Origin of the sequence: Mycobacterium sp. 852002-50816_SCH5313054-b, assembly GCF_001667185.1 — a bacterium.
GTDB lineage: Bacteria > Actinomycetota > Actinomycetes > Mycobacteriales > Mycobacteriaceae > Mycobacterium.
This window is the reverse complement of the sequence record NZ_LZIC01000047.1, coordinates 1-19875: the sequence shown is the minus strand read 5'-3', so window position 1 is coordinate 19875 and position 19875 is coordinate 1. Positions and strand designations below refer to the sequence as shown.

Annotated in this window: 17 protein-coding genes and 1 tRNA gene; 10 read left to right on the top strand and 8 right to left on the bottom strand. The window is 69.8% G+C overall.

Features of this window, described 5'->3' with window-relative positions:
- Window positions 1-7: 7 nt before the first annotated feature.
- From A5787_RS09585 to A5787_RS09575, 3 genes are all read right to left on the bottom strand, one after another.
- Window positions 8-1720 carry a PE family protein gene (locus tag A5787_RS09585; protein ID WP_066965157.1) on the bottom strand — a complete coding sequence of 571 codons (1713 nt, stop codon included), beginning with the start codon at window positions 1718-1720 and terminating at the stop codon, window positions 8-10.
- 162 nt (window positions 1721-1882) lie between these two features.
- Window positions 1883-4078 carry a 1,4-alpha-glucan branching protein GlgB gene (gene glgB / locus A5787_RS09580; RefSeq protein ID WP_066965155.1) on the bottom strand — a complete coding sequence of 732 codons (2196 nt, stop codon included), beginning with the start codon at window positions 4076-4078 and terminating at the stop codon, window positions 1883-1885.
- A gap of 6 nt (window positions 4079-4084) precedes the next feature.
- Window positions 4085-6178, bottom strand: coding sequence for an alpha-1,4-glucan--maltose-1-phosphate maltosyltransferase (locus tag A5787_RS09575; RefSeq protein WP_231993914.1), 2094 nt, complete (start codon window positions 6176-6178; stop codon window positions 4085-4087).
- A gap of 224 nt (window positions 6179-6402) precedes the next feature.
- On the opposite strand from A5787_RS09575, the gene glgP reads away from it, so the two are divergent.
- Window positions 6403-9030 (top strand): alpha-glucan family phosphorylase, encoded by a 2628-nt coding sequence (glgP, locus tag A5787_RS09570; RefSeq protein WP_066965148.1) that lies wholly within the window; start codon window positions 6403-6405, stop codon window positions 9028-9030.
- 3 nt (window positions 9031-9033) lie between these two features.
- On the opposite strand, the gene A5787_RS09565 is transcribed toward glgP, so the two are convergent.
- Together A5787_RS09565 and A5787_RS09560 are read right to left on the bottom strand one after the other, a co-directional pair.
- Complete coding sequence (locus tag A5787_RS09565; protein WP_066965145.1) at window positions 9034-11037, bottom strand: ATP-dependent DNA helicase; 2004 nt, start codon at window positions 11035-11037, stop codon at window positions 9034-9036.
- A gap of 6 nt (window positions 11038-11043) precedes the next feature.
- Window positions 11044-12399, bottom strand: coding sequence for a nicotinate phosphoribosyltransferase (locus A5787_RS09560; protein WP_369829100.1), 1356 nt, complete (start codon window positions 12397-12399; stop codon window positions 11044-11046).
- Between A5787_RS09560 and clpS the strand changes: the two genes are divergently transcribed.
- The 7 genes from clpS to rph all read left to right on the top strand — a co-directional run bounded on the left by clpS (window position 12398) and on the right by rph (window position 17586).
- Window positions 12398-12703, top strand: a complete 306-nt coding sequence (gene clpS, locus A5787_RS09555; RefSeq protein WP_066965137.1) for an ATP-dependent Clp protease adapter ClpS — start codon at window positions 12398-12400, stop codon at window positions 12701-12703. The genes A5787_RS09560 and clpS overlap by 2 nt on opposite strands.
- Window positions 12704-12728: 25 nt before the next feature.
- The gene (locus tag A5787_RS09550; RefSeq protein WP_066965134.1) at window positions 12729-13337 is read left to right on the top strand and encodes a DUF2017 domain-containing protein; all 609 of its coding nucleotides are present in this window, start codon (window positions 12729-12731) and stop codon (window positions 13335-13337) included.
- Window positions 13334-14365 carry a P1 family peptidase gene (locus A5787_RS09545; protein ID WP_066965131.1) on the top strand — a complete coding sequence of 344 codons (1032 nt, stop codon included), beginning with the start codon at window positions 13334-13336 and terminating at the stop codon, window positions 14363-14365. The genes A5787_RS09550 and A5787_RS09545 overlap by 4 nt, the downstream gene beginning before the upstream one ends.
- A 57-nt stretch (window positions 14366-14422) precedes the next feature.
- On the top strand, window positions 14423-15088 hold the full coding sequence (locus A5787_RS09540) for a rhomboid family intramembrane serine protease (RefSeq protein WP_066965128.1): 666 nt from the start codon (window positions 14423-14425) through the stop codon (window positions 15086-15088).
- Entirely contained in the window at window positions 15085-15924 is an 840-nt protein-coding gene (murI, locus tag A5787_RS09535) for a glutamate racemase (RefSeq protein WP_066965126.1), read from the top strand. Before A5787_RS09540 ends, murI begins: the two co-directional genes overlap by 4 nt.
- Window positions 15925-15996: 72 nt before the next feature.
- Window positions 15997-16779, top strand: a complete 783-nt coding sequence (locus tag A5787_RS09530; protein ID WP_066965125.1) for a cyclic nucleotide-degrading phosphodiesterase — start codon at window positions 15997-15999, stop codon at window positions 16777-16779.
- A 27-nt stretch (window positions 16780-16806) separates the two neighbouring features.
- Complete coding sequence (gene rph, locus A5787_RS09525) at window positions 16807-17586, top strand: ribonuclease PH (protein WP_066965124.1); 780 nt, start codon at window positions 16807-16809, stop codon at window positions 17584-17586.
- Between the two features lie 93 nt (window positions 17587-17679).
- Here the strand turns inward: rph and A5787_RS09520 are convergent, their stop codons facing one another.
- Entirely contained in the window at window positions 17680-18123 is a 444-nt protein-coding gene (locus A5787_RS09520; protein WP_066965123.1) for a nitroreductase family deazaflavin-dependent oxidoreductase, read from the bottom strand.
- A 165-nt stretch (window positions 18124-18288) separates the two neighbouring features.
- On the opposite strand from A5787_RS09520, the gene rdgB reads away from it, so the two are divergent.
- Window positions 18289-18903 (top strand): RdgB/HAM1 family non-canonical purine NTP pyrophosphatase, encoded by a 615-nt coding sequence (gene rdgB, locus A5787_RS09515; protein WP_066965122.1) that lies wholly within the window; start codon window positions 18289-18291, stop codon window positions 18901-18903.
- Window positions 18904-18913: 10 nt separating this feature from the next.
- Here the strand turns inward: rdgB and A5787_RS09510 are convergent, their stop codons facing one another.
- Both A5787_RS09510 and A5787_RS09505 read right to left on the bottom strand, forming a co-directional pair.
- Window positions 18914-19264, bottom strand: a complete 351-nt coding sequence (locus tag A5787_RS09510) for a DUF3817 domain-containing protein (RefSeq protein WP_066965121.1) — start codon at window positions 19262-19264, stop codon at window positions 18914-18916.
- A complete protein-coding gene (locus A5787_RS09505; protein WP_066965119.1) occupies window positions 19261-19641 on the bottom strand; it encodes a hypothetical protein in 381 nt (126 codons plus the stop codon). Before A5787_RS09505 ends, A5787_RS09510 begins: the two co-directional genes overlap by 4 nt.
- Before the next feature lie 71 nt (window positions 19642-19712).
- On the opposite strand from A5787_RS09505, the gene A5787_RS09500 reads away from it, so the two are divergent.
- Window positions 19713-19795, top strand: a tRNA-Leu gene (locus tag A5787_RS09500).
- Window positions 19796-19875 lie beyond the last annotated feature (80 nt).

Here is a 19875-nt window from a genome sequence, read left to right as displayed (position 1 = left end):
TTCGCCCTTACGGGCCCGATATCCCGTTCGTGCCGGGGAGGCCGAGCAGCCCGCCCGTACCGCCCGCACCGCCGGTGCCGCCGAGGCCCGTCGCCCCGCCGACTCCGCCGTTTCCGCCGTTGCCGCCGTCGCCGACGAGCACGGCGTTGCCGCCCGCCCCGCCGGCCCCACCGGCGCCGGTCGGAACCAGGCTGTAGCCGCCCGTGCCGCCGCCGCCGCCGTTGCCGACGAGCCCGGCGTTACCCCCGGCGCCGCCGGCGCCGCCGTCGCCGCTGAGCCCGATCGCGCCGTTCCCGCCGGTCCCGCCGGAGCCGGCGAGCAGCCCGGCGTTACCGCCGGCCCCGCCGGATCCGACCCCGGTCAAGCCGCTGCCGCCGGTCCCGCCGGAGCCGCCGTCGCCGACCAGTGAGCCGCCGTTGCCACCGGCTCCGCCGGCCCCGCCGATGCCGCCGACATCGATGCCGACCCCGCCGCTGCCGCCCGAGCCGCCGGCCCCCAACAGCCCGCCGCCGCCGCCGTGACCGCCGGCACCGGCGACGTGTTTGAGGGCGTTCCCACCGGTGCCGCCGGAGCCGCCGGAGCCAGCGAACAGGCCGGAGCTGCCGCCGGCCCCGCCCGCCCCACCGGCTCCATTGCCGCCGTAGCCGCCCGTCCCGCCGGAGCCGCCGGCGCCGAGGAGTAGGCCGCCGTTGCCGCCGACCCCGCCGTCCCCGCCGGCGGCGGAAACGCCGACGCCGCCGACGCCGCCGGCGCCGCCGGCGGCGAACAACCCACCGCCGCCGCCCGTGCCGCCGGTCCCGCCGTTCGCATTGTTGATGCCGTCCCCACCGCTGCCGCCGGCGCCGCCGCCGAAGCCCAGCAGCCCGCTCGCCCCGCCGGTCCCGCCGGTCCCGCCGACGCCACCGGTGCCACTGGCGAATCCACCGGTGCCCCCGGCGCCGCCGGCGGCGAACAATCCGCCGGCTCCGCCGGTTCCGCCGGTTCCGCCGAGGAGGCCGATCCCGCCGTTCCCGCCGGCTCCGCCGACGCCGAACACGCCGCCGCCACCTCCGGCACCGCCGATGCCGCCGGATCCGCTCGTTGCGCCGCCGAGACCGCCGATCCCGCCGATGCCGCCGGCCCCCCATAGCAGGCCGCCCCTGCCGCCGGCACCGCCGGCCGCACCGTTGCTCGTGGCGGTCGCTGCGCCGCCGCCCGCACCGCCCGCCCCGCCGATGCCGAAGAGTCCCGCGCCGCCTCCCTTACCGCCGGGCTGTCCCAGCCCGCCGGACCCGCCGGCGCCGCCGTTGCCGATCAGGATTCCGCCGGCGCCGCCCGGCGCCCCGCTACCCGGTGCCCCGTTGACGCCGTTGCCGATCAGCGGACGGCCCAGGAGTAGCTCGGTGGGCGTGTTCACCAGGCCGAGCAGCTGCTGCTCCAGGCCCTGCAACGGTGAGGCGTTCGCGGCCTCGGTGGCGGCGTACGACATCGCGCCCGACGCCACTGCCTGCACGAACTGCGCGTGAAAGGCCTCCGCCTGCGCGCTGATCGCCTGGTACTCCGCGGCGTGCGCGGAAAAGAAGGCCGCGACGCTCGCCGACACCTCGTCCGCGGCCGACGCCACCATTCCCGCAGTCGGCGCCGCCGCGGCCGCGCTGGCCGTGCTAATTGTGGAACCGATATTCGCCAAATCCGACGCCGCCCCCGAAACCATTTCTGGCGCCGCAAACACGAACGACATGCATGCCTCCCAGCGAGTACGGCGAGTTGGCGATGACGCCTGGGGACTGGATCATATCCAGACTTTCCCGAATTCGGAAAGTAGCTAGCCTTTACAGGAGCGGGGATTAAATGGTGCTTTACTTATCGCAATGCAAGCGGTATAAGCTGCGCGGATCGCCTTTTATTCGGGCTCCAGCCACAACGCCGACGTGGGCGGCAGGACCAGCACGGTCGAGGCCGGACGGCCGTGCCACGGGTCCTCGGTGGCGTCGACCCCACCCATGTTGCCGACCCCCGAGCCGTTGTAGACGGTCGCGTCGGTGTTGAGCACTTCGCGCCAGCGGCCTGCGTAGGGCAGGCCGAGGCGGTAGCCGCTGTGCTCCGACCCCGCGAAATTGAATACGCACGCCATTACCGAGCCGTCGTTTCCATATCGGAGGAAACTCAACACGTTGTTGGCGGAATCGTTGGCGTCGATCCAGGAATAGCCGTCGGGAATGGTGTCTTGGCTCCACAGCGCCGGGTGGCTGCGGTAAATCTCGTTGATGTCGCGCACCAGGCGCAGGACGCCGTTGGAGAAACCCTGTTCGTCGAGCTGCCACCAATCCAAACCGCGCTGCTCGGACCACTCGGCGCGCTGGCCGAATTCCTGTCCCATGAATAACAATTGCTTGCCCGGGTGCGCCCATTGGTAGGCGAGCAGGCTGCGCAGCCCCGCCGCCTTGACGTGGTTGTTGCCCGGCATGCGACCCCACAGGGTTCCCTTGCCGTGCACCACCTCGTCGTGGCTGAGCGGCAGCACGTAGTTCTCGCTGAACGCGTACAGCATCGAGAACGTCATCTCGTGGTGGTGGAAGCTGCGGTAGATCGGGTCGCGGCTGATGTAGTCGAGCGTGTCGTGCATCCAGCCCATGTTCCACTTCATCGAAAAGCCAAGGCCGCCAAGGTTTGTCGGCCGGGTCACGCCCGGCCACGACGTCGACTCCTCGGCGACGGTGACGATGCCGGGCGCGGCCTTGTGGGCCGTGGCGTTCATTTCCTGCAGGAACTGCACCGCCTCCAGGTTCTCCCGGCCGCCGTAGATGTTCGGTGTCCAACCGCCCTCCGGACGCGAGTAGTCGAGGTAGAGCATCGACGCGACCGCGTCCACCCGCAGGCCGTCGATGTGGTACTCCTCGAGCCAATACAACGCGTTGGCCACCAGGAAGTTGCGCACCTCCGCACGGCCGAAGTCGAAGACGTAGGTCCCCCAGTCGAGTTGTTCCCCGCGGTTGGGGTCGGCGTGCTCGTAGAGCGGGGTGCCGTCGAAACGGCCGAGCGCCCAGGCGTCCTTGGGGAAGTGCGCCGGCACCCAGTCCACGATCACGCCGATACCGGCCTGGTGCAGGGCGTCGACCAGCCCCCGGAAGTCGTCCGGCGTGCCGAAGCGGGACGTGGGCGCGTAATACGACGTCACCTGGTAGCCCCACGAGCCGGCGAACGGGTGCTCGGCGACCGGCAGCAGCTCGACGTGGGTGAACCCCTGCTCCACGACGTAATCCGTCAGCTCACGCGCGAGCTGGCGGTAGCTCAGCCCGGGGCGCCAGGACCCGAGGTGCACCTCCAACGTGCTCATCGGCTCGAACACCGGGTTGCGCTGCGCGCGCCGCGTCATCCAGTCGGCGTCCTCCCAGGTGTACCTGCTGCGCGTCACCCGCGACGCGGTGTGCGGCGGCACCTCGGTGGCGAACGCCATCGGATCGGCCCGCTCGGTCACCACGCCGTCGGCGCCGTGCACGCGGAACTTGTACAGGCCCTCCACGGGGAAATCGGGCCAGAACAACTCCCACACCCCGGAGGAGCCCAGCACCCGCATGGGCGCCTCGTTGCCGGTCCAGCCGTTGAACTCGCCGATCAGGCTGACGCCCTTGGCATTGGGCGCCCACACCGCGAACGACACCCCGTTCACCGGGCCGTCGGCCGTGGAGAACGAGCGGGGATGGGCGCCGAGGACCTCCCAGAGCCGTTCGTGGCGGCCCTCGCCGAAGAGGTGGAGATCGACTTCGCCGAGGGTGGGCAGGAAGCGGTAAGCGTCGGCGACGACGTGCGGGTCGGAACCTTCGTAGGTCACCTCCAGCCGGTAGTCGATGAGGTTGACAAACGGCAGCGCCACGGCGAACAAGCCGGAGTCGATGTGCCGCAACGGGAAACGGTCGCCACCGACGAGCGCGACCACCTCTCGCGCGTGCGGTCGCAGCGCGCGAATGACGGTGTGGTCGCCGTACTCGTGGGCGCCGAGGATGCCGTGCGGGTTGTAATGCGCGCCGGCCACCAGGCGCGCCAGATCGGCTGGGTCGGGCGCCAGATCCAGCTCAGCGAGTTCGTCGGTTCGGCTCAAAGCCGGTCACCTCCTGCGTAACAGCGTGATTCGCGATTCGTACGGTACGAGCGGCATGTTGATGATGTGCGCGACCGCCCGCGATGGATCGAGGCGGATGTAGTTCGACTGCCCCCATTGGAATTCCTGCCCCGTGATCTCATCGCGCACCCAAAACCGCTCATAGGGCTCCATACCCAATGCGGCCATGTCCAACCACAGCGTCGCTTCCTCGGGCCCGAACGCGTTGAGCGTCACCACGACCAGCACGCAGTCGCCGGTGGCCGGGTCGAACTTGCTGTAGGCCAGCAGCGCGTCGTTGTCCACGCCGTGGAAGTGAATTGTGCGCAGTTGTTGCAGCGCGGGATGCAGGCGGCGAATCATGTTGAGCCGCTTGATGAACGGCTCGAGTGACCTGCCCTCGGCGAGCGCGCGCTCATAGTCGCGGGGCCGCAGCTCGTACTTCTCGGAATCCAGGTACTCCTCGCTGCCCTCGCGCACCGCACGGTGCTCGAACAGCTCGTAGCCCGAGTAGACCCCCCACGCCGGGCTCATGGTCGCCGCCAGCACGGCCCGGATGGCGAACATACCGGGGCCGTGGTGTTGCAGCACCTCGTGCAGGATGTCGGGGGTGTTGACGAACAGGTTCGGCCGGCGGAAGTCGGCGAGGGCGGCGATGTCGTCGCCGAACTCGGTGAGGTCCCACTTGGCCGTGCGCCACGTGAAGTAGCTGTAGGACTGCGTGAAGCCGAGCTTCGCCAGGCCGTACTGGCGGGCCGGCGGGGTGAACGCCTCGGACAGGAAGAGCACGTCGGGATCGGCGTCTTTGACCTGACCGATCAGCCAGGCCCAGAAGTCAGGGGGCTTTGTGTGCGGGTTGTCGACCCGAAAGAACTTGACGCCGTGGTCGATCCAGTGCCGGACCACCCGCAGCACTTCGTCGTAGAGACCGGCGGGATCGTTGTCGAAGTTGATCGGATAGATGTCCTGATACTTTTTGGGCGGGTTCTCCGCGTAGGCGATGGTTCCGTCCGGCAGCTCGGTGAACCACTGCCGATGGTCGCGGGCCCACGGATGGTCGGGTGCGCATTGCAGCGCCAGGTCCAGGGAGACCTCCAGGCCCAGATCGCGTGCCGCGGCGACGAAGTCGTCGAAGTCGTCGATCGTGCCCAGGTCGGGGTGGACCGCGTCGTGGCCACCCTCGTCGCTGCCGATCGCCCACGGAGATCCCACGTCCCCGGGAGCGGCGGTGGGGGCGTTGTTGCGGCCCTTGCGATGTACCTTGCCGATCGGGTGGATGGGCGGCAGGTAGACGATGTCGAAGCCCATGTCGGCGATCCGCGGGAGCTGCGCGGCCGCGGTGGCGAAGGTGCCGTGCACGGGCCTGCCGTTCTTGTCCCACCCGCCGGTCGAGCGCGGGAACATCTCGTACCACGCGCCAAAGCGCGCCAGCGGCCGGTCGACCCACACCCCGAACTGTTCGCCCCGGGTGACCAGGTCGCGCAAGGGGTAAGCGGCCAAAAGTTCTTCGATTTCCGGGCTCAAGGCCAGCGCGGTGCGGGTGACCGGGTCCCCGGGGGCCCGCAACGCCTCGGCGGCCGCCAGCAGCGGGTCGCGTCGCGCCCGCGGGACGCCGGTCGCCGCGCGCTCGAACAGCGCGGCGCCCACCAGCAGATCGTTGGACAACTCCTTTTCGCCCTGGCCGGCGTCGAGTTTGGCGACCAGTCCGTGACGCCACGAGTGAATCGGGTCACCCCATCCGTCCACTCGGAAGGTCCACAACCCGACCCGGTCGGGGGTGAACACACCGTGGAAGACGTACGGTTCCTGACCCTCGGTCATGGGCAGCAGCAGCGGCTTGATCCGCTGTTCCGCCGCCTTGCCGTCGAGGGCGGGTGCGGGACGTTCGGGGGCCTGCACCGCCTTGATCCGCCGGCCTTCGCCGACTTGCGGGTAGCGCTGCCCGAGGTAGCGCACGACCAGGGTTGCTGCGACGGCCTCGTGACCCTCTCGCCAGACCGCGGCGCTGACGGGAACCATCTCACCGACCACGGCCTTGGCCGGGTACGCGCCGCAGGAGACGACGGGCTGGACGTTATCGATCTCGACACGACCGGGCACAAACACTCCGTTTCGATTGTGTGGCGAGACCGCGCTGTGCATCGTCGCGGAATGTCTCGCCTCTCAGAAACATCCTGTCGTGGGGACTTTCTCTGACGGACCGCATCGTTGCGGCCCCAACACCTAACCGATACCCACCCTAGTGCGCCGTCACACCACCCCTGACGCCGAACGGTCAGTCGGTCGCCCTGCGGGCGCCGGAATCCTCAGTAAGGTAATGACGTGTGAAAGCCCTTCGCCGCTTTACCGTCCGTGCTCATTTGCCCGAGCGTCTCGCCGCGCTGGATCAGCTTTCGACCAACCTGCGGTGGTCGTGGGACAAGCCCACTCAGGACCTGTTCGCGGCCATCGACTCGACGCTGTGGGCGCGCTGCGGCTCCGACCCGGTGGCTCTGCTCGGTGCGGTGAGCCCGGCGCGGCTCGACGAACTCGCGCTCGACGAGGAATTCGTGGGCCGGCTCGATGCGCTCTCCGCAGACCTGAACGATTACCTGAGCCGTCCGCTCTGGTATCAGCAGCGCCAGCACGCCGGTGCCGCGATGCCCGCCGCCGTCGCGTACTTCTCGATGGAGTTCGGCGTCGCCGAGGTGCTACCCAATTATTCGGGCGGCCTGGGCATCCTCGCCGGTGACCACCTGAAGTCCGCGTCCGATCTGGGCGTACCGCTGATCGCGGTGGGGCTGTACTACCGCTCCGGCTACTTTCGGCAGTCGCTCACCGCCGACGGCTGGCAGCACGAGACCTACCCCGCGCTGGACCCGCAGGGGTTGCCGTTGCGGCTGCTCACCGACGCCGCACGCGAACCCGTGCTGGTGGAACTGACGCTGCCCGACTCCGCGCAGCTGCGGGCGCGGGTCTGGGTCGCGCAGGTGGGACGCGTTCCGCTGCTGCTGCTGGATTCCGACGTCCCCGAGAACGAGCACGAACTGCGCGGCGTCACCGACCGGCTGTACGGGGGAGACCAGGAACACCGGATGCGGCAGGAGATCCTGGCCGGCATCGGCGGGGTGCGGGCCATCCGCGCGTTCACCGCCATCGAGGGGCTGCCCGCGCCCGAGGTGTGGCACATGAACGAGGGACACGCGGGGTTCCTCGGGGCCGAACGCATCCGCGAGCTGATCACCGATTCCGGGCTGGACTTCGACACCGCGCTGACGGTCGTGCGGTCGGCCACCGTGTTCACCACCCACACCCCGGTACCCGCCGGGATCGACCGGTTCCCCGTCGACATGGTGCGGCTCTACTTCGACGACGGAATGGACGACGGCGCCGACGGGGCGGGAAAGGCCAAGGGTGCGCCCGCCTTGCTGCCGGGCGTGCCGACCGCGCGGATCATGGCGCTCGGCGCGGAGGACGACCCGACGAAGTTCAACATGGCGCACATGGGCCTGCGCCTGGCCCAACGGGCCAACGGTGTTTCGCTGCTGCACGGGCGGGTCAGCCGGGCCATGTTCAACGAGCTGTGGCCGGGGTTCGATTCCGGCGAGGTGCCGATCGGCTCGATCACCAACGGCGTTCACGCGCGCACCTGGGCGGCGCCGCAATGGTTGCAACTGGGCCGCGAGCTGGCCGGGTCCGACTCGTTCGGCGATCCGGGCGTGTGGCTGCGGCTGCAGGAGGTCGACGCCGGCCACCTGTGGTGGATCCGCTCGCAACTGCGCTCGCTGCTGGTCGACGATGTCCGGCGGCGGTTGCGCAGCTCGTGGCAGGAGCGCGGCGCGCCGGATGCCGAATTATCCTGGATAGCAACGGCTTTCGATCCGGACGTGCTTACCATCGGGTTTGCCCGGCGGGTGCCGACCTATAAGCGGCTGACGCTGATGCTGCGCGACCCGGATCGGCTCGAACAGCTGCTGCTCAGCGAGGAAAGGCCGATCCAGCTGATCGTCGCCGGCAAATCGCACCCCGCCGATGATGGTGGTAAAGCGCTGATCCAGCAGGTGGTGCGGTTCGCCGACCGGCCCGAGGTGCGGCACCGCATCGCCTTTCTGCCCGACTACGACATGTCGATGGCCCGGCTGCTGTATTGGGGCTGCGACGTCTGGCTGAACAACCCGCTGCGGCCTCTGGAGGCCTGCGGCACGTCGGGGATGAAGAGCGCGCTCAACGGCGGGCTGAACCTGTCCATCCGCGACGGCTGGTGGGACGAGTGGTACGACGGCGAAAACGGTTGGGAGATACCGACTGCCGACGGCGTGGCCGACGAATCCCGCCGCGACGACCTGGAATCCACCGCGCTGTACAACCTGTTGGAGCAGGCGGTGGCACCGAAGTTCTACGAGCGCGACGAACACGGGGTTCCGCCGCGGTGGATCGAGATGGTGCGCCACACGCTGCAGACCCTCGGCCCGAAGGTGCTGGCGTCCCGCATGGTTCGCGATTACGTCGAGCAGTACTACACGCCGGCGGCGGCATCGCTGCGCAAGACCACCGCGGCCGAAGACGGCGGCGCAGAGTTCGACGCGGCCCGCGAGCTGGCCGCCTACCGTCGGCGCGCCCACGACGCGTGGCCCAAGATCGCCGTCACCGACGTGGACAGCACCGGCCTGCCGGACACCCCGGTGCTCGGCTCCAAGCTGACGCTGACCGCGACCGTGCAGCTGGACGGGCTGGCGCCCGACGAGGTCACGGTCCAGGCGCTGGTGGGCCGGGTCGACGCAGGCGACGCGCTGCTGGACCCGGTCACCGTCGAGATGTCGTACGCCGGCACCGCCGAGGGCGGCAACCAGGTGTTCTCGACGACCACGCCGCTGCCGCTGGCCGGCGCGGTCGGATACACGGTGCGCGTGCTGCCCAACAACCCCATGCTGGCCGCCAGCAACGAGCTCGGCCTCGTCACCCTGGCGCGCTAGCCGTCAGGTGCGCAGCCGTTCCAGCGCGCCCCGCACCTGGGCGGCGTCGGTGGTCGCCCAGAACGGCGGCAGCGAGGCGCGCAGGTAGCCGCCGTAGCCGGCGGTCACCATCCGCGAGTCCAGTACCGCGACCACGCCGCGGTCGGTGACGCGGCGCAGCAGCCGTCCCGACCCCTGGGCGAGCAGCAGCGCCGCGTGGTTGGCGGAGACGGCCATGAAGCCGTTGCCGCCCCGCGCGGCCACCGCGCGCTGCCGCGCGCCAAGCAGCGGGTCGTCGGGTCGGGGGAAGGGGATGCGGTCGATCAGCACCAGCGACAGCGACGGCCCGGGCACGTCGACGCCCTGCCACAGCGACAGGGTGCCGAACAGCGAGGTCTCCTCGTCGGCGGCGAACTGCTCGACCAGCGTGGAAGTGCTGTCGTCGCCCTGGCACAGCACCGGCGTCGACAGCCGGGAGCGCATGGCCTCGGCGGCGGCGCGGGCGGCTCGCATCGACGAGAACAGCCCCAGCGTGCGCCCGCCGGCCGCGGTGATGAGCTCGGCGATCTCGGTCAGCTGCTCGGCGGAGCCGGTGCCGTCGCGGCCCGGCGGCGGCAGATGCGCGGCGACGTACAGGATTCCGGCCTTGGCGTGCTCGAACGGCGACCCCACGTCCAGCCCGCGCCAGGGCGCATTTTCGTCGTCCGCGCCGGTCAGGCCCCACGCCCCGGCCATCGCGTCGAAGGACCCGCCGATGGCCAGGGTCGCCGAGGTCAACACCGTCGTCGAACGCGAGAAGACCGTGCTGCGCAGCAAGCCGGCGACCGACAGCGGCGCCACCCGCAACACCGGCCGCACCGACCCCCGGTTGTCCTCGTGGTCGAGCCAGACCACGTCGCTGCGGTCCGGGATGGCCGGGGCGAATGAGGTCAGGATCCGCGACGCGGTGTCGGAGACCTCGCTCAGCGCCGCGACGGCCTCGGCGCGCGCCGACGCCGCCCTGGGGTCGCTCCGGGTGTCGTTCTTCGTGTCGATCGCGGAGCGTGCCGCGGTGGCCACATCGCGCAGCGCGGTCAGGTAGGTCGCCATCTCCTCGTCGAGGCGATCGATGCGGCCCGGGGTTCCGTCATGGATGGCCGCGGCGAAGTTCGCGGTGGTGGCCTCCAGCCGGTGGGTCAGCTCGGGGTCCACCAAGCGGGCGATCCGCCGCGCGAGGACGCCGAGGGCGGCCGACGTCAGCTCCGCGGTGGCCACCGACGTCACCCGGTCGACCAGTTCGTGCGCCTCGTCGACCACCAGCAGCGCGTGCTCGGGCAGCACCGCCGATTCCGTGACGGCATCGATGGCCAGCAGCGCGTGATTGGTGACGACGACATCGGCCCGGCCGGCCTCCCCTCTGGCCCGTTCGGAGAAGCACTCGGAGCCGAACGGGCAGCGAGCCACGCCCAGGCATTCCCGTGCCGAGACGCTGACCTGTGACCACGATCGGTCCGGCACCCCGGGCTTCAGGTCGTCGCGGTCGCCCGAATCGGTGGTCGACGCCCAGGCGGTGAGCCGTTGCACGTCGCGGCCCAACGCGGTGACTGCCACGGGATCGAAGAGCTCTTCCTGCGGCCGCTCGTCGTCCGTGTCGTCGGCGGCGCCACCGTTGTGAACCTTGTTCAGGCACAGGTAGTTTCGCCGCCCCTTCAGCAGCGCGAACCGCGGCCGGCGCGGCAGCGCGCCGGCCAGCGAATCGGCCAGCCGGGGCAGGTCGCGGTCGACGAGCTGGCGCTGCAGCGCGATCGTGGCGGTCGACACCACGACCGGCTCGTCATCGCTGACCGCGCGGACGATCGCGGGAACCAGGTACGCCAGCGACTTGCCGGTGCCGGTGCCGGCCTGCACGACGAGGTGCTCGCCGCTCTCGAAGGCCCGCTCGACCGCGGTGGCCATCTCCAATTGGCCCGGGCGCTCGCTGCCACCGAGCGCGGCCACGGCGATGGCGAGCAGCTCGGGCACGGACACGGACACGTCGGACGTGGTCACTTGAGCTCAGGCCCGGATGTGTGTCGTCGGGATCGCGGGCTCGCCGTGCGACAGGTTCAGGCCCTCCCACGGCAGGCTGCGCAGCCCGGAGGCCACCCGCTCGCGCGCCGCCGACAGGTCCGGGCGCGACACCACCTCGCCGCCGCGGACGAGCGGAGTCGTCAGCGCTCGGCACGGTCCGGCGGCCTCCGGTGGTCGGCCCGCCGGGTACACCACCTCCTCGGTGATCGTTCCGCTCGGGCGCGCCAGCCGCAGCGCCTCCTTGCGGCCGCCCCGAGATTCCTTGTGGCTGCTGCGCTTTTGCACGGGCATGCCGTCCACCTCGACCAGCTTGTAGACCATGCTGGCGGTCGGTGCCCCGGAGCCGGTCACCAGCGACGTGCCGACACCGAAGCTGTCCACCGGCTCGGCGCGCAGGGCGGCGATGCTGAACTCGTCGAGGTCGCCGGACACCACGATGCGGGTTTGCGTGGCGCCCAGACCGTCGAGCTGTTCGCGCACCTGACGCGCGAGCACCGCGAGTTCGCCGGAGTCGATGCGCACGGCGCCAAGTTCGGTGCCGGCGGCGGCCACGGCGTTGGCCACGCCGGTCGCCACGTCGTAGGTGTCCACCAGCAGCGTGGTGCCCGCACCCAGCGCGTCGACCTGGGCGCGAAACGCCGCCAGCTCGTCCGGACCGTCCCGATGGGTGTGCAGCATCGTGAACGCGTGCGCGGCCGTGCCCTCGGTGGGTATCCCGTAGCGGCGCTGGGCGCCGAGGTTGGAGGTCGCGGCGAAGCCGGCGATATAGGCGGCGCGAGCCGCGGCGATCGCCGCCCGCTCGTGGGTGCGGCGCGAGCCCATCTCGATCAGCGGGCGGTCCCCGGCGGCGCTGACCATGCGCGCCGCCGCCGAGGCGATCGCGGTGTCGTGGTTGAAGATCGATAATGCCAGCGTCTCGAGGACCACGCATTCGGCGAAGCTGCCGGTCACCGAAAGCACCGGCGAACCGGGGAAATACAGCTCGCCCTCGGCATAGCCGTCGATATCGCCGCCGAACCGGAAATCGCGGAGGTAGCCCAGCGTGTCGGGGTCGAGGAACTGCGCCAGCAAATCGCAGGCGTCCTCGTCGAACCTGAACTGCGGCAACGCTTCCAGCAGCCGGCCGGTTCCGGCGACCACGCCGTAGCGGCGGCCGTCGGGCAGGCGGCGGGCGAACAGTTCGAACGTGGTCCGACGGTTCGCGGTGCCGTCGCGCAGCGCCGCGGCCAGCATGGTCAACTCGTACTTGTCGGTCAGCAGCCCGGCCAGGACCGGCTCGTTCATTCCGCAACGGTAACGGCTGGCGGCGGCGGGCGTGTGTCTCGGTATCGTAGGGGCCATGGTTGTTGCGTCAGCGCCCACCAAGCCGGGCACTACCGGACAACGCGAGTCGGCTCCGGTAGGCGTCACGGCCAGCCCGTGGGTCACGATCGTTTGGGATGACCCGGTCAACCTGATGACCTATGTGACGTATGTCTTCCAGAAGTTGTTCGGCTACAGCGAGCCGCACGCCACCAAGCTGATGCTGCAGGTGCACAACGAGGGGAAGGCGGTCGTTACGGCGGGTAGTCGCGAATCCATGGAAATTGACGTGTCCAAGCTGCACGCCGCCGGTTTGTGGGCGACGCTGCAGCAGGACCGGTGAGGCTCGAGGTCGGCCGGGATTCCTTGTGCGCAAATGGAAGCGCGTCGAGACCGCCAACGGTCCCCGTTTTCGGTCCGGCTTGGCCTCACACGAGGCCGCCCTGCTCAAGAACCTCGTCAGCGCCATGATCGGCCTGCTCGACGAGCGCGAATCTTCCGCCCCCACAGACGAACTCGAGGAGATCACCGGCATCAAGACGGGCAACGCCGAACCGCCGGGCGACCCGACGTTGCGTCGGCTGCTGCCGGATTTCCACAAGCCGGACGACACCGAGGGCCGCGACGACGCCGGCGCCGCCTCCTCCGGCGATACCCCTGACAGCCTCAACGCCGCGCTGCGCAGCCTGCACGAGCCGGACATCATCGATGCCAAACGCGCAGCCGCGCAAAAGCTTCTGGATACTGTTCCGGACAACGGCGGCCGTTTCGAGCTGACCGAGGAACAAGCGAATGCCTGGATCGCGGCCGTCAACGACATTCGGTTGACGCTGGGGGTCATGCTCGACATCGGGCCGGAAGGTCCGGAGCGCCTCCCGGCCGACCATCCGTTGGCCGTGCACTTCGACGTTTACCAGTGGTTGACCGTCCTGCAGGAGTACCTGGTCCTCGCGCTGATGGGGAAGCCGGCCGGATGAGCTCCATCACCGACGTCGGGGGCATCCGCGTCGGTCACCACCAGCGGCTCGACCCCGACGCGTCGTTGGGAGCGGGCTGGGCCTGCGGCGTTACGGTCGTGCTCACCCCGCCCGGGACAGTGTGCGGGGTCGATTGCCGCGGCGGTGCGCCCGGTACCCGCGAGACCGATCTGCTGGACCCGGCCAACACCGTGCGCTTCGTCGACGCGGTGTTGCTCGCGGGCGGCAGCGCCTACGGCCTGGCGGCCGCCGACGGCGTGATGCGCTGGCTGGAGGAACACGAACGCGGCGTTAGCCTGGACGGCGGCGTGGTGCCCATCGTGCCGGGGGCGGTGATCTTCGACCTGCCGGTAGGCGGCTGGGACTGCCGGCCGACGGCCGAGTTCGGCTACGCGGCGTGCGAAGCCGCGGACGCGGGGCCGACGGCTGTCGGGACCGTCGGCGCGGGGGTGGGGGCGCGCGCCGGGGTCCTCAAGGGCGGGCTCGGGACGGCCTCTGTGACGTTGCCGTCCGGCGTCACCGTCGGCGCGATCGTCGCCGTGAACTCGGCGGGCGATGTCGCCGACCGCGCGACCGGCCTGCCCTGGATGGCGAGCCTGAGCGAGGAGTTCGCGCTGACGCCACCGCCGGCCGCGCAGATCGCCGCGTATGCGGAGTTGCCCTCTGCGCTGAACCCGTTGAACACCACCATCGCCGTCGTCGCGACCGACGCCGCGCTGAGCGCGCCGGCGTGCCGGCGGATCGCGATCGCCGCCCACGACGGCCTGGCGCGCACCATCCGTCCGGCGCACACGCCGATGGACGGCGACACGGTGTTCGCGCTCGCGACCGGGGCGGTCGAGGTGGCCCCGGCCGTCGATTCCAAGCCGGTGCCCGCCGCGTTCTCGCCCGAGACGGGGCTGATCGCCGAGGTAGGGGCTGCCGCGGCCGATTGCCTGGCCCGCGCGGTGCTGGTCGGCGTGTTTGCCGCCGGCGCCGTGGCCGGAATCCCCACCTACCGCGACGTGTTGCCCGGGGCATTCGGCTGACGGAGGCAGCTTCGCCGGTAGCCTTGACGATGCCGAGAACGCGTGAGAAGAGCAGCTATGACCCAAGGACATCCGCGGGCGCCAGCGACCCCGTCGAAGAAGCGACCCCAGTGGGCGGTCGGCGGCGCGACGATCCTCACGTTCGTGGCGTTGCTGTACCTCGTCGAGCTGATCGATCAGCTGATGAACCATTCGCTGGACGGCAACGGCATCAGGCCGTTGGAAGCCGACGGGCTGTGGGGGATCATCTGGGCGCCCTTCCTGCACGCGAGCTGGACGCACCTGTTGGCCAACACCGTGCCCGCCCTGGTGCTGGGCTTCCTGATGACGCTGGCCGGCATGTCCCGGTTCGTCTGGGCCACCGCGATCGTGTGGATCGTCGGCGGCTTCGGCACCTGGCTCATCGGCAACTGGGGCGGCTGCCGCTTTGAGTCCGACCACATCGGGGCCTCCGGCCTCATCTTCGGCTGGCTGACGTTCCTGCTGGTGTTCGGGATATTCGTGCGCAGGTTCTGGGACATCGTCACGGGCCTGGTGGTGTTGTTCGCCTACGGCGGCATCCTGGTGAGCGCGGTGCCCGTCCTGGACAAGTGCGGCGGCGTGTCCTGGCAGGGACATCTGTGTGGCGCGGTGGCGGGCGTCCTGGCCGCCTATGTCCTGTCCGGCCCGGAGCGCAAGGCGCGCGCATCGAAGAAAGCCGGGGCACGGCGCCCCAAGACATGAGCTCGCCGTCCCCTGCCTGCGGGCGGGGACCCCGGGCGCCCGTCGGGGTTTTCGACTCCGGCGTCGGGGGGCTGACCGTCGCGCGCGCGATCATCGATCAGCTGCCCGACGAGGACATGATCTATGTCGGTGACACCGCCAACGGCCCCTACGGTCCGCTCCCGATCTCCGAGGTCCGCGCCCACGCGCTGGCCATCGGTGACGACCTGGTCGAGCGCGGCGTCAAGGCCCTGGTGATCGCCTGCAACACGGCGTCCGCGGCCTGCCTGCGCGACGCCCGCGAGCGCTACGACGTGCCCGTCGTCGAGGTGATCTTGCCGGCGGTGCGCCGCGCGGTCGCCACCACGCGCAGCGGTCGGATCGGCGTCATCGGCACCCGGGCGACCATCAACTCGCACGCCTATCAGGACGCCTTCGCCGCCGCCCGCGACACGGAGATCACCGCGGTGGCCTGCCCGCGGTTCGTCGACTTCGTCGAGCGCGGGGTGACCAGCGGACGTCAGGTGCTCGGGCTGGCCGAGGGCTATCTGGAACCGCTGCAGCGCGCGCAGGTCGACACGCTGGTGCTGGGGTGCACGCACTATCCGCTGCTGTCCGGACTCATCCAGCTGGCGATGGGCGAGAACGTGACGCTGGTTTCCAGCGCCGAGGAGACGGCCAAGGAAGTACTTCGGGTGCTCACCGAACGCGATCTGCTGCGTCCCCATGAGGCGCCATCGGCCACCCGCGTGTTCGAGGCCACGGGCGACCCCGAGGCGTTCACCAAACTTGCGGCGCGATTCCTGGGTCCCGCGGTGACGGGCGTTCACCCGGTGCAGCAATCCCGCGCGCGCTAGCGTGGCGGGGAGATTCTGGTCACATCAAAGCGGCGATGTTTTCTCCATCGTGCGATCGGGCATGGCACAGTAGTGTCCGTGCGAATAACCGTGCTCGGCTGCTCGGGCAGCGTGACCGGTCCGGATTCGCCTGCATCGGGTTATCTGCTTCGGGCGCCGGATACCCCGCCGTTGGTCCTCGACTTCGGCGGGGGTGTATTGGGCGCGCTGCAACGCTACGCCGACCCCGGTTCGGTTCACGTGCTGCTGTCACATTTGCACGCCGACCACTGCCTGGATGTGCCCGGCTTGTTCGTGTGGCGCCGTTACCATCCGTCGAAGCCGCTCGGGAAGGCGTTGTTGTACGGGCCCGGGGACACCTGGTCGCGGCTGGGTGCCGCGTCGTCTCCCTATGGCGGCGAGATCGACGATTGCTCGGACATATTCGAGGTGCACCACTGGGTCGACGGTGAGCCGGTGACGTTCGGCGCGCTCACGGTGATGCCGCGCGTGGTGGCGCATCCCACGGAGTCGTACGGCATGAGGATCACCGATCCCAGCGGCGCCTCGTTCGTCTACAGCGGTGACACCGGCCTCTGCGACCAGCTCGTCGAGCTGGCGCGCGGCGCCGACGTTTTCCTCTGCGAGGCCTCCTGGACGCACGCGCCGGATCGCCCGCCCGCGCTGCACCTGTCGGGCACGGAGGCCGGCCGGGTTGCGGCCCAGGCCGGCGTTCACGAGCTGTTGTTGACCCACATTCCGCCGTGGACTTCGCGCGAGGACGTGATCAGCGAGGCCAAGGCCGAGTTCGACGGTCCCGTGCACGCGGTGGTATGCGGCGAGACGTTCGATGTCCGCCGCTCCGAAAGGGTCTGAGCACCCGGCGTTGGCTAGGGTTACTGGGTGTCCAAACGAGAAGACGGCCGCCTCGACGACGAGCTTCGGCCCGTAGTCATCACCCGCGGATTCACCGACCACCCGGCGGGTTCGGTACTGATCGAATTCGGCCACACCAAGGTCATGTGCACCGCCAGCGTCACCGAGGGCGTGCCGCGCTGGCGCAAGGGATCGGGCCTGGGGTGGCTGACCGCCGAATACGCAATGCTGCCGTCCGCCACCCACTCCCGCTCCGACCGCGAATCGGTGAAGGGTCGGCTGAGCGGACGCACCCAGGAGATCAGCCGGCTGATCGGCCGGTCGCTGCGGGCGTGCATCGACCTAAGGGCCTTGGGGGAGAACACGATTGCCGTCGACTGCGACGTGTTGCAGGCCGACGGCGGCACCCGCACCGCCGCCATCACCGGCGCGTACGTCGCGTTGGCCGACGCCGTGACCTATCTGTCGGCGGCGGGCAAGCTGTCGGATCCGCGGCCGCTGTCGTGTGCCATCGCGGCGGTCAGCGTCGGTGTCGTCGACGGCAGGATTCGGGTGGACCTGCCCTACGAAGAGGACTCGCGCGCCGAGGTCGACATGAACGTCGTCGCCACCGACACCGGAACCCTGGTGGAGGTCCAGGGGACCGGCGAGGGCGCGACGTTCCCCCGCTCGACGCTGGACAAGTTGCTCGACGTGGCGCTGGCCGCGTGCGACCAATTGTTCGCCGCTCAGCGCCAGGCGTTGGAGCTGCCCTACCCGGGCGTGCTGCCGGAGGGGCCCACACCGCCGAAGGCGTTCGGCACCTGAGTCGGCTGCTGGTAACCAGTCGCACCTTGGCCTAACTGCCCAGCGGTCCACCACCGCTGCCACCGAAGCCAAGACGAGGCCCCTTCCGGTCGGTCATGACGAGTCCTTCCGCAGCTCGAATATCGGGATGACGCGGGTGGTCTTCGACTGGTAGTTCTCGAATGCGAACGCGGGTACGGTCACGTTGATCTTGGGGATGACCGCCTGACGTTCGGACGAGTCGAGCTCGTGCGCGACGACGTCGAACGAGCCGGTGGCGACTTCAACGCGCGCTCGCGGGTTGGCCCGCAGGTTGTGCACCCACCCCGGGTTGACGTCGGCGCCACCGTAACCCGCGACGATCAGCAGCTTGCCCTCGATACGGAAAACCACCAGCGGCGCGACGCGCGGCTCGCCGGATTTCGCGCCCTTCGTAGTGAGTAGCAACAGTTCATTGCCCTCGAATCGCCCGCCGACCTTGCCGGCGTTGGCGCGAAACTCGTCGGTGATGTTGTTGTTGAGCGCCTTCAGCGCCTCGTTATCGGGTTTTTGCGGCACCCTTGACGAAGCTACTTCGTCGCCTTGCCTATTCCTTGCGCAGCGTGTTGCGTTCTACGCCGTCCCGGCACTGCTCAATGTGGTTCGCGCCGCGGACCCATATCTCGCAGTCCGTAAGGTGGCCGGGGTGCATCGGCAACGGCCCAAACGCGTGTTTGGGAATAGATGACGACCCGCCTGCTGGTTGCCAGCCGCAACCCCAAGAAGCTGGCCGAGCTGCGCCGGGTGCTCGACGGCGCCGGTTTGTCGGGTTTGACGCTGGTCTCGCTCAACGACGTCGCGCCGTTCGACGAAGCGCCCGAAACCGCTGCGACGTTCGAGGACAACGCGCTGGCGAAAGCGCGGGATGCGTTCGCCGCGACGGGCCTGGCTTGTGTGGCCGACGACTCCGGTTTGGAGGTGGCCGCGTTGAACGGGATGCCGGGCGTGCTGTCGGCGCGCTGGTCCGGTCACCACGGCGACGACGCCGCCAACACCGCGCTGCTGCTGGCTCAGTTGCGTGATGTTCCCGACGAACGGCGCGGCGCGGCGTTCGTGTCGGCCTGCGCGCTCGTGTCGCCGTCCGGCGAGGTCGTCGTCCGCGGCGAGTGGCCGGGCGCCATCGCGCGGGAGGCCCGCGGCGACGGTGGGTTCGGCTACGACCCGGTGTTCCTCCCTTCTGGCGGCGACCGGACCGCGGCGCAACTCAGCCCCGCGGAGAAGGATGCGGTGTCGCACCGCGGACGGGCGCTGGCGCTGTTGGTGCCGGCCCTGCGGGACTTGGCGGCGCCGCGTGCCTGAAGCCGGCGTCTTACAGCCCGAAGCGCGCCTTGACGTTCTTGGTCTGGAAGTGCTCGACGATGATGCCGAGCAGCGGGATGGTGCCCGACAGCAGCACCCCGATGGTCTTGCCGATCGGCCAGCGGACCTTGATCGCGAGGTTGAACGCCGCCAGCACGTAGACGAAGTACACCCAGCCGTGTACCACCTCGATCCACCGGATCTCGTGGTGGAAAACCAGGTGCGACACGATCTCGTAGCACAGCGCGATCAGCCACAGACCCGTCGTCCACGCCATGATCCGATAGCCGAGCAGCGCGGTGCGGATCTTCTCGACGGGGAAGGCGGGCGCCTGCGCGCCGGGTGTCTCGGGTGTGGTCATGCGGTGGTCCTGTTCTGCTTCTCGGCATCATTTTTGGCGAGCTCAGCCAGATAGGCGTTGTACTCCCGCAGCGCGGGATCGTCGGGCGGCGGCTGCACCGGCCTCGGCCGCTCGGGCAGCAGGCCGGCGGGTATCTCGGTCATCTCGCCGCTGCGGTGCGGTTCCGGTGGCGCCTCCTCGTAACGGACGAACTTGCGGTAGGCGTACACGCAGAACCAGGCGAACAGCGGCCACTGCAGCGCGTAGCCCAGGTTCTGGAAGCTGCCCGAGACGGACTGGAACCTGGTCCACTGCCACCAGCCCAGGGCCAGGCAGCCGCATGCCGCGACGATCACCAAGGCGATCAGCGCGGGCCTGCGACGGCGGGTGGTCGGCACCCCTTGAAGGTACCGCTCATGATTTGGGGCCGACGAATTCGTCCAAGCCGCGCGGTACGATCGGCAACGCTGCGGGCGTGGCGAAATGGCATACGCGATGGCTTTAGGTGCCATTGCTCGAAAGAGCGTGAGGGTTCGAGTCCCTCCGCCCGCACGGTGTGATGTCGCGAGACATCGAGGACAGATGTCTCGCGACATAGTGAACACCCTCAGTTGTTGGCTGGGGGTGTTTTC

Bases quoted from the DNA above. Each gene is read 5' to 3' on its own strand.
- A5787_RS09585 (WP_066965157.1), bottom strand. From the start codon at position 1,720: ATGTCGTTCGTGTTTGCGGCGCCAGAAATGGTTTCGGGGGCGGCGTCG.
- clpS (WP_066965137.1), top strand. From the start codon at position 12,398: ATGGTTGTTGCGTCAGCGCCCACCAAGCCGGGCACTACCGGACAACGC.
- A5787_RS09560 (WP_369829100.1), bottom strand. From the start codon at position 12,399: ATGGCCCCTACGATACCGAGACACACGCCCGCCGCCGCCAGCCGTTAC.
- A5787_RS09545 (WP_066965131.1), top strand. From the start codon at position 13,334: ATGAGCTCCATCACCGACGTCGGGGGCATCCGCGTCGGTCACCACCAG.
- A5787_RS09540 (WP_066965128.1), top strand. From the start codon at position 14,423: ATGACCCAAGGACATCCGCGGGCGCCAGCGACCCCGTCGAAGAAGCGA.
- murI (WP_066965126.1), top strand. From the start codon at position 15,085: ATGAGCTCGCCGTCCCCTGCCTGCGGGCGGGGACCCCGGGCGCCCGTC.
- rdgB (WP_066965122.1), top strand. From the start codon at position 18,289: ATGACGACCCGCCTGCTGGTTGCCAGCCGCAACCCCAAGAAGCTGGCC.
- A5787_RS09510 (WP_066965121.1), bottom strand. From the start codon at position 19,264: ATGACCACACCCGAGACACCCGGCGCGCAGGCGCCCGCCTTCCCCGTC.